General features: G+C 58.1%; 1 protein-coding gene. It reads right to left on the bottom strand.

What is annotated here, in order from left to right; genetic code table 11:
- Positions 1 to 7 precede the first annotated feature (7 nt).
- The gene (locus tag U4Z64_RS37235) at positions 8 to 1,168 is read right to left on the bottom strand and encodes an IS30 family transposase (RefSeq protein ID WP_321822677.1); all 1,161 of its coding nucleotides are present in this window, start codon (positions 1,166 to 1,168) and stop codon (positions 8 to 10) included.
- Positions 1,169 to 1,229 lie beyond the last annotated feature (61 nt).

The raw sequence follows: 1,229 nt of genomic DNA on the forward strand, positions 1-1,229 counted from the left end.
GGTGGATTCAACCGGTCGATGCAACAGCTTGATGGAATCGTTCAGCCGGTGTATCGAAGTTTAGTGTCTTGCGGGGACGTTCGTTGAGCCGTCGGGCAATGGCGTTAAGCTTGGCCTGCGAGTAGGTAGAGAGGTCCGTTCCTTTTGGGAGGTACTGTCTCAGAAGCCCGTTCGTGTTTTCGTTCGTGCCGCGTTGCCAGGGATGCTGGGGATCGCAGAAGTAGACCTTGATGTCCGTCGCGACCGTGAAGCGCTTGTGGCCAGCCATCTCCGTACCCCGATCCCACGTCAGCGATTTATACAATTCCTGCGGAAGCTTGCCGGCGTGTCTTATCAGAGCATTGACGACAGCGTCAGAGTCCTTGCTGGCAATCTTCACCAACATCACGAACCGGGTCCGGCGTTCGACGAGTGTTGCAATCTGACTGTTGGCGTTGCCGAACAGAAGATCGCCTTCCCAGTGCCCGGGTATTGCTCGATCCTCGGCCGTGCCCGGGCGTTCACTGATCGATATGGCATCGCGGATGTTCGTGCGGTCCTCGGTCTTTAGTGTGTGTTGACGCGATCGACGCATCGCCCGAGAACGGCGCAGGTGTTCCAGCAGTTCTCTTTTCAGCGCACCACGGGCCTGGATATAGAGGCTCCGATAGATAGTCTCGTGCGACACCTGATAGTCCTTGTTGACTGCATACACGTGCTTGAGCCAACCCGCAATCTGCTCCGGCGACCACTGCAATCGGAGCTTGCTTGCCACAACCTGGGCGAGTGTCCGATTCCTGACCAGCTTACATGTCTTTGGGCGCCGTGCGCGGTCCCAGGCGAGCGCGTCGGCCTGGGTCGCCCGATAGTATTGCCTTCCGCCATTTCGCTGCACTTCGCGGCTGATAGTAGATGGCGCACGTCCTAACCGCGCCGCTATCGATCGAATCGACTGGCCGGCGACGACTGCGCGCGAGATTTCCTCGCGTTCGGCAAGCGTCAAGGCCAGCTTTGAACGGTGTCGAGGCGCTGGCTGTATTCCGCCAGTCCTGACGAGAATCCCCTGAATAGAGGAATGGTGGCGATCGAACAGTTGGGCAATCTGATGAAGCGTGTCACCCTTGCGCCACCGCTCCCACATCAGGGCCTTTTGAGTCTCGGTGTAGTAGATCCTGCGCCGCTGTTTCATTTGCAACACCTCCACTGCATACGCAGCGTCTAGTGTGTTGCATCGACCGGTTGAATCCACC

The sequence above is a fragment of the Burkholderia sp. BCC1996 genome (assembly GCF_905339955.1).
In the GTDB taxonomy this organism is placed as follows: Bacteria; Pseudomonadota; Gammaproteobacteria; order Burkholderiales; family Burkholderiaceae; genus Burkholderia.